The sequence below is a fragment of the Kitasatospora sp. NPDC101157 genome (assembly GCF_044768255.1).
In the GTDB taxonomy this organism is placed as follows: domain Bacteria; phylum Actinomycetota; class Actinomycetes; order Streptomycetales; family Streptomycetaceae; genus Kitasatospora.
Map to the genome: position 1 here is coordinate 22,785 of NZ_JBIWPL010000047.1, position 7,696 is coordinate 30,480.

General features: G+C 73.0%; 7 protein-coding genes. 5 read left to right on the forward strand and 2 right to left on the reverse strand.

The genetic code is table 11. The annotated features are described in order from the left end of the window. Window positions 1-122: 122 nt before the first annotated feature. Complete coding sequence (locus ACIRVF_RS41655) at window positions 123-788, reverse strand: NAD(P)H-binding protein (protein ID WP_402830119.1); 666 nt, start codon at window positions 786-788, stop codon at window positions 123-125. Between the two features lie 68 nt (window positions 789-856). Between ACIRVF_RS41655 and dxr the strand changes: the two genes are divergently transcribed. The 5 genes from dxr to ACIRVF_RS41680 all read left to right on the forward strand — a co-directional run bounded on the left by dxr (window position 857) and on the right by ACIRVF_RS41680 (window position 6,612). Beyond that, on the forward strand, window positions 857-2,086 hold the full coding sequence (dxr, locus tag ACIRVF_RS41660) for a 1-deoxy-D-xylulose-5-phosphate reductoisomerase (protein WP_402830120.1): 1,230 nt from the start codon (window positions 857-859) through the stop codon (window positions 2,084-2,086). Window positions 2,087-2,207: 121 nt separating this feature from the next. Beyond that, window positions 2,208-3,512, forward strand: a complete 1,305-nt coding sequence (locus ACIRVF_RS41665; RefSeq protein ID WP_402830123.1) for a M50 family metallopeptidase — start codon at window positions 2,208-2,210, stop codon at window positions 3,510-3,512. A 142-nt stretch (window positions 3,513-3,654) separates the two neighbouring features. Next, window positions 3,655-4,815, forward strand: a complete 1,161-nt coding sequence (gene ispG / locus ACIRVF_RS41670; protein ID WP_030290407.1) for a flavodoxin-dependent (E)-4-hydroxy-3-methylbut-2-enyl-diphosphate synthase — start codon at window positions 3,655-3,657, stop codon at window positions 4,813-4,815. 184 nt (window positions 4,816-4,999) lie between these two features. After that, window positions 5,000-5,875 (forward strand): GNAT family N-acetyltransferase, encoded by an 876-nt coding sequence (locus ACIRVF_RS41675; protein WP_402830133.1) that lies wholly within the window; start codon window positions 5,000-5,002, stop codon window positions 5,873-5,875. 146 nt (window positions 5,876-6,021) lie between these two features. Next, window positions 6,022-6,612 carry a GNAT family N-acetyltransferase gene (locus tag ACIRVF_RS41680; protein WP_402830126.1) on the forward strand — a complete coding sequence of 197 codons (591 nt, stop codon included), beginning with the start codon at window positions 6,022-6,024 and terminating at the stop codon, window positions 6,610-6,612. A gap of 44 nt (window positions 6,613-6,656) precedes the next feature. On the opposite strand, the gene ACIRVF_RS41685 is transcribed toward ACIRVF_RS41680, so the two are convergent. Next, complete coding sequence (locus ACIRVF_RS41685) at window positions 6,657-7,580, reverse strand: aminoglycoside phosphotransferase family protein (RefSeq protein WP_402830128.1); 924 nt, start codon at window positions 7,578-7,580, stop codon at window positions 6,657-6,659. Between the last annotated feature and the right edge of the window lie 116 nt (window positions 7,581-7,696).

Here is a 7,696-nt window from a genome sequence, read left to right on the forward strand (position 1 = left end):
CTGAGGTCCTGAGGTCCTGAGGCGCTGAGGGTCCGCCCTCCGAGGGTTCGAACGACGCGGGGCCCGGTCCGGTGCGGACCGGGCCCCGCGCCGTGCCCGGCTGCCGTGCCCGGTCGTCGGGATCAGCCGTCGTGCCCGGCCGCGGCGGCGACCGCCTCGGCGACGGCGGCGTTCCCGGCGACCAGTTCCAGGGTCTGTCCGGCGGTGCCGGGCTCGTCCAGCAGGGCGGCCAGGACGGCGGCCACGTCGGCCCGGTCGACCGTGCCGCGGCCGACGGAGGGGGCGAGGCGGACCAGTCCGCTGCCGGGGCCGTCGGTGAGCGGGCCGGGGCGCAGCACCGTCCAGTCCAGCGTGGTGCGGGAGCGGACCGCGTCGTCGGCGGCGCCCTTGGCCCGCAGGTAGGTCCGGAAGACCTCGTCGGGGTGGTGGGCGGCGGGGTCGGCGCCCATCGAGGAGACCATCAGGTAGCGACGGACTCCGGCGAGTTCGGCCGCGTCGGCGAGCAGGACGGCCGCGTCGCGGTCGACGGTGTTCTTGCGGGCGGCGCCGCTGCCCGGGCCGGCGCCGGCGGCGAAGACCACCGCGTCGGTGTCGGCGAGCAGGGCGGCGAGCTGCGGGGCGGTGGCGGACTCCAGGTCGAGCACCAGCGGCTCGGCGCCGGCGTCGACGAGGTCCTGGGCCTGTTCGGGGCGGCGGATGATCCCGGCGGGGCGGTCGCCGCGGTCGGCGAGCAGCCGTTCGAGTTTCAGCGCGATCTGTCCGTGGCCCCCGGCGATGACGGTACGCATGGGTCCGACGGTAGCCCGGAGGGTGCGGATCGTCCTGGGGAGTGCCGCGAACAGGACACAATGGGCGCATGACTTCGCTCGCCCACCCGCAGCTGCGTTTCACGCCCACCGTGGCGGACCCCTCCGGCCCCCGGGAGCTGGTGATCCTCGGTTCCACCGGTTCGATCGGCACCCAGGCCATCGACGTCGTGCTCCGCAACCCGGACCGGTTCCGGGTGGTCGCCCTGTCGGCGGCGGGCGGCCGGGTGGAGCTGCTGGCCGAGCAGGCGCTGCAGCTGGGCGTGCACACCGTGGCGGTGGCCGATCCGGCGGCGGAGCCGGCGCTGCGCGAGGCGCTGGCGGCGAAGGCGGCGGGCCGTGCGCTGCCGGCCGTGCTGGCGGGGCCGGACGCGGCGACCGAGCTGGCCGCGACGGAGTGCCACTCGGTGCTGAACGGCATCACCGGTTCGATCGGGCTGCGGCCGACGCTGGCCGCGCTGCGGGCGGGCCGGGTGCTGGTGCTGGCCAACAAGGAGTCGCTGATCGTCGGCGGCCCGCTGGTGAAGGCGCTGGCGAAGCCGGGGCAGATCGTGCCGGTGGACTCGGAGCACACCGCGATCTTCCAGGCACTGGCCGGCGGTACCCGGGCCGAGGTCCGCAAGCTGGTGGTGACGGCGAGCGGCGGGCCGTTCCGGGGCCGTACCCGCGAGGAGCTGGCCGGGGTGACGGCGGCGGACGCGCTGGCCCACCCGACCTGGGCGATGGGCCCGGTCATCACGATCAACTCGGCGACCCTGGTCAACAAGGGCCTGGAGGTGATCGAGGCGCACCTGCTGTACGACGTGCCGTTCGACCGGATCGAGGTCGTGGTCCATCCGCAGTCGGTGGTGCACTCGATGGTGGAGTTCACCGACGGTTCGACGCTGGCGCAGGCCAGTCCGCCGGACATGCGGATGCCCATTGCGCTGGGCCTGGGCTGGCCGGACCGGGTGCCGGACGCGGCCCCCGCCTGTGACTGGACCAAGGCCGCGACCTGGGAGTTCTTCCCGCTGGACAACGAGGCCTTCCCGTCCGTCGAGCTGGCCCGTGAGGTGGGCACCCTGGGCGGGACGGCTCCGGCGGTGTTCAATGCCGCGAACGAGGAATGCGTGGAGGCCTTCCTGAAGGGCCGCCTCGCCTTCACCGGAATCGTGGACACTGTTGCGAAGGTCGTGGCCGAGCACGGGACGTCCGCGGCGGGAACTTCCCTGACCGTCGAGGACGTCCTGCACGCGGAGGACTGGGCGCGCGCCCGGGCCCGCGAGCTGGCGGCGGGCTGACGGGCACCGACTCCGGAAGGCGGCGTCGGGCCGCCGGTACCCCGGTACCGGTGACGCCCGGCGCGGCACGGATCGCGGTACGACGAGACGATGAGCGGAGCGGCATGACGGAGGGCCAGCGGTGGCAACGGTTTTGACGGTGGTCGGCATCCTGGTCTTCGTGGTCGGGCTGCTCGTCTCGATCGCCTGGCACGAGCTCGGCCACCTCTCCACGGCCAAGCTGTTCGGCATCCGGGTGCCGCAGTACATGGTCGGCTTCGGCCCGACCATCTGGTCGCGGCGCAAGGGCGAGACCGAGTACGGCATCAAGGCGATCCCCTTCGGCGGGTACATCCGGATGATCGGGATGTTCCCGCCGGGCGAGGACGGCCGGATCACCAAGCGCAGCAGCTCGCCCTGGCGGACCATGATCGAGGACGCCCGTGAGGCCTCCTACGAGGAGCTCCAGGAGGGCGACGAGGACCGGCTGTTCTACACCCGCAAGCCCTGGAAGCGGGTCATCGTCATGTTCGCCGGGCCGTTCATGAACCTGGTCCTGGCGTTCGGGCTGTTCCTGACGGTCATGATGGGCTTCGGCGTCACCATGGCGGTGCCGACCATCGGCTCGGTCGCCCAGTGCGTCGTCAAGGCCGGCCAGCCCACCGACACCTGCCCCGCCGACGCGCCCAAGACCCCGGCCAACGAGGTGGGCCTGCGCCAGGGCGACAAGGTGCTCTCCTTCGACGGCGACCGGATCCGCGACTACGACCAGCTGCAGGCGGACATCCGCAAGTCGGCCGGCAAGCAGGTGGCGATCGTGGTGGACCGCGGCGGCCAGCGCCTCACGTTCACCCCCACCATCGCCGTCAACGACGTGCAGAAGTACGACGGCAACGGCGTGCCGGTGAAGGGCCAGACAGTCCAGGCGGGGTTCCTCGGGTTCACCCCCAGGAGCGAAACCGTCCAGCTCGGCTTCGGGCAGTCGATCGACCGGATGTACGACATGGCCGAGAACGGGGTCAGGTCGCTGGCCGCCCTGCCCGGCAAGATCCCCGGCCTGTGGAACGCCGTCGTCGGCAACGCCCCGCGCGACCCGGACTCCCCGATCGGGATGGTCGGCGCCGCCCGGGTCAGCGGCGAGGTGTTCTCGCTCCACGAGTCGGCCGCCCAGCGGGTCGCGATCTTCGTGAACCTGCTGGCCGGGATCAACCTGTCGCTCTTCCTCTTCAACATGCTGCCGCTGCTGCCGCTGGACGGCGGCCACATCGCGGGCGCGGTCTGGGAGTCGGTCCGGCGCCGGTTCGCACAGCTGTTCCGGCGGCCCGACCCGGGCCCCTTCGACGTCGCCAAGCTGATGCCGGTGGCGTACGTCGTGGCCAGCATCTTCATCGGGTTCACCCTGCTGGTGATGGTGGCCGACCTGGTGAACCCGGTGAAGATCGGTTAGGGCGTCCGGGTACGGCGGGTGTGCTGGGCGCCCGGGCCGTGCCGTACCGTGGAGCCGGGTGCGCGATCGTCCGCGCGCCCGGCCCCGCCGTCCCAGCGGCCGGGCGGTCGACCACACCTCTACCCCGGGGAACCCTGCGCACATGACCGCGATCTCGCTCGGTATTCCGTCCCTGCCGCTCAAGCCGCTCGCCAAGCGCCGCTACTCCCGGCAGATCATGGTCGGCAACGTGCCGGTAGGCGGTGACGCCCCCGTCTCGGTGCAGTCGATGACCACCACGGTCACCTCGGACATCAACGCCACGCTGCAGCAGATCGCCCAGCTCACCGCGTCCGGCTGCCAGATCGTCCGGGTCGCCGTCCCCTCCCAGGACGACGCCGACGCGCTGCCGATCATCGCCAAGAAGTCGCAGATCCCGGTCATCGCCGACATCCACTTCCAGCCGAAGTACGTCTTCGCCGCGATCGACGCCGGCTGCGCGGCCGTGCGCGTCAACCCGGGCAACATCAAGGCCTTCGACGACAAGGTCGGCGAGATCGCCAAGGCCGCCAAGGACGCCGGGGTGCCGATCCGGATCGGCGTCAACGCCGGCTCGCTCGACAAGCGCCTGCTGGAGAAGTACGGCAAGGCCACCCCGGAGGCGCTGGTCGAGTCCGCGCTGTGGGAGTGCTCGCTGTTCGAGGAGCACGACTTCCGCGACATCAAGATCTCGGTCAAGCACAACGACCCGGTCGTGATGATCCAGGCCTACCGCCAGCTCGCCGCCGCCTGCGACTACCCGCTGCACCTGGGCGTCACCGAGGCCGGGCCGGCCTTCCAGGGCACCATCAAGTCCGCGGTCGCCTTCGGCGCGCTGCTCGCCGAGGGCATCGGCGACACCATCCGGGTCTCGCTGTCCGCCCCGCCGGCCGAGGAGATCAAGGTCGGCAACCAGATCCTGGAGTCGCTCGGGCTGCGCCAGCGCGGGCTGGAGATCGTCTCCTGCCCCTCCTGCGGCCGCGCCCAGGTCGACGTCTACAAGCTCGCGGAGGAGGTCACCGCCGGGCTGGAGGGCATGGAGGTGCCGCTGCGGGTCGCCGTCATGGGCTGCGTGGTGAACGGCCCGGGCGAGGCGCGCGAGGCCGACCTCGGGGTCGCCTCCGGCAACGGCAAGGGGCAGATCTTCGTCAAGGGGCAGGTGATCAAGACCGTCCCCGAGTCGAAGATCGTCGAGACCCTGATCGAGGAGGCGCTCAAGCTCGCCGAGCAGATGCAGGAGGAGGGCGTCGAGGCCGGTTCGCCGACCGTCGTCGCCGCGGAGTGACCGCGGGGCGGTCACGTCGCCGGGTGACCGCCGGGCGGTCCGACCGCAGGTGCAGCGAAGTCTTCCGGAAGCGGGGCCGTCCGTTCGCGGACGGCCCCGCGGCCGTAGCCGGGTGGGGCCACGGAGTAGGGTGCGGCCAGAGTCGTCTCAGTGAGGTGCTGTCTCGATGATCGATCGAGGTGTGATGCTCCCCAGCTCCTTCCAGGCCGCCCGGGCACTGGCCACCACCCGCGTGCTGGAGCCGCCCGACCTCGCGGACGCCCTGGAGATCCTCCACCGCGACCCGGTCGCCAACGCCTTCGTCGCCACCCGGGTCGAGGCCGTCGGGCTGGACCCGTGGCGGCTCGGCGGGGAGATGTGGGGCTGGTACGACGGGGACGGCGTGCTCGACGCCCTGTGCTACGCCGGGGCGAACCTCGTCCTGGTCAATGCCGGGCCGCAGGCCGTCGCCGCCTTCGCCGAGCGCGCCCGGCGGCAGGGCCGGCGCTGCTCCTCGATCGTCGGACCGGCCGGCTCGACCGCCGCCTTCTGGGCCCTGCTGGAACGCAGTTGGGGGCCCGCGCGTGAAGTCCGGGGCCACCAGCCGCTGTTGGCGACCTCCTCGCCGTCCGCGGAGATCGCGCCCGATCCGCTGGTGCGGCGGGTGCGGCGCGGTGAGGTGGAGGCGCTGATGCCCGCGTGCGTGGCGATGTTCACCGAGGAGGTGGGGGTGTCCCCGCTGGCCGGTGACGGCGGACTGCTCTACCAGGCGCGGGTGGCCGAACTCGTCACCACCGGACGGTCGTTCGCGCGGTTCGCCGAGGACGGCCAGGTGGTGTTCAAGGCCGAGATCGGGGCGGTGACCCAGGGCGCCTGCCAGGTCCAGGGGGTCTGGGTGGCGCCCGAGTACCGGGGGCAGGGGCTCTCCGAGACCGGGATGGCCGCGGTGCTGGAGATCGCGCTGCGGGAGGTGGCGCCGGTGGTCTCGCTGTACGTCAACGACTTCAACCTGCGGGCGCGGGCGGCCTATCGGCGGGTGGGGTTCCGGGAGGTCGGGGCGTTCATGAGCGTGCTCTTCTGAGGCGCTCCTGCGAAGCGCTCCTCAAGAGCTGCTCTCCGCCGGGTGGCGGCGGGGCGTTGTTGTGGCGCGGTTCGCCGGGGTTTTGCCGGTCGTTGGGTTCCGATCTTCGGCCGCGCCACGGGTCGGCTGGTAGTAACGTCCGGAGCATGGATCAGCTGACCGGGGTGACGATCGGGGCCATCGACCTTGCGGCCTGGGCGCCGCAGGCGCTGGAGGTCCAGGCGGTGGCGTTCGGCCTCACCCCCGAAGAGGTCGCGGTACGGCTGCACATCGTCGGACGGCACGCCCTGCAGCCCGGGGTGATCGCGTTCGGGGCGATGAGCGGGGGGCGGCTGGTCGGCTTCGGGTACGGGATGCCGAACCAGCGGGAGCACTGGTGGAGCACGGTCATCGAGCCGTACCTGACCGCCCGGGGGTACGCGGACTGGCTGGACGACGTGTTCGCGGTCACCGAGCTGCACGTGCTGCCGGAGTTCCAGGGGCAGGGAGTGGGTTCGCGGCTGATCCGGCTGCTGTGCGAGGGGTCGGGGCTGGAGCGGAGCATCCTGTCGGCGATCGACGCGGAGACGCCGGCCCGGCGGCTCTACCGGTCGCTGGGGTACCAGGACCTGGCACGGGCGGTGCGGTTCCCGGCGACGGACCGGCTGTACGCGGTGATGGGGGCGCGGTTGCCGTTGCGGGGGGCGGGGCGGGGGACGGGGCCGGGGGCTGCGGGGGGCGTCGGGGGCATCGTTTAGGGCGGCGGCGCGGGCCCGGTCGGCTCGGGCGGGGTGTTCAGGAGTCAGAGGGTGCCGGCGAATTCGAGGTGGAGTTCGGCGTCCTCGCGGCGGCCCGTGGTGAGGTCCCGGAGGGCGAGGTCGACGGCGCGGAAGAGGGTCCAGCCGCGAAGCCGCTCGCGGTCGACGTCGAGGGCCTCGGCGAGCTGGTTCAGCCGGCGGCGGACGGCGGCGGGGGCACCGGGGGAGCCGAGCAGGGTGTCCGCGCGGTCCAGGACCAGCCGGGCCAGGTCGTAGGCGCGTTCGCCGGCCAGCGGGCGGGGGTCGATCGCCAGCCAGGGGGCGCGGTCGGCGGCGAGGATGTTGCCGTGGTGGAAGTCGCCGTGCAGCAGGAAGGTCTCGGCGGCGGAGCCGGTGAGGTCCTCTGCGGTGGCCAGGGCCTCGTCGAGCAGGGACTGCGCGGCGGCCGCGGCGGGGTCGGCACGGTGCTCGGCGACGCGGGCGGCGGTGTCCGCGACCCGGTCGGCGAGGGTGGGCAGGGCGCTCCCGGCGGGCGGCTCGACCCAGAGGCGGTGCAGCAGGCTGGTGGCCTCCAGCATGGCCTTGGGCTCGGCGAGTGAACGCAGCGGGATCTCGCCGTGCAGGCGCTCCAGCAGCAGGGTGCCCTCGGCGGGGTCGGCGGCCAGGAGGAGGACGGCTCCCCGTCCGGCCCAGTGGGTGAGGGCGGTGTGCTCGTGGGCGGTCTCGGGGGTGACCAGGCCGGTCTTGAGGACGGCGGGGGAGAGGTCGTCGCGGTGGACGTACGCGATGAGGCTGAGGCTGCCGCCCGGGTCCAGGGTGCGTTCGAGGGTGAGGTTCCAGCGGGTCAGGTGGGTGGCGACCCTCGTGGGGAGGGCGGCCAGCCACTGGCGGCCCGCTTCGCCGTGGGCGGCGGTGACGGTGGTCGTCAGCCAGGTGGGGGCGGTGAGGTGGGGGGTGGGGGCTGACATGCCGGCCTTCCGGTTGGTGCGGGGGTGGCTTGTCCATTGTGGGTGATGTGGGGGTTGGGGGGTTGGGGGGTTGCTGTTGGGGGGTGGGGCTTTCGGGAGGGTGGGTGACGCCGGGG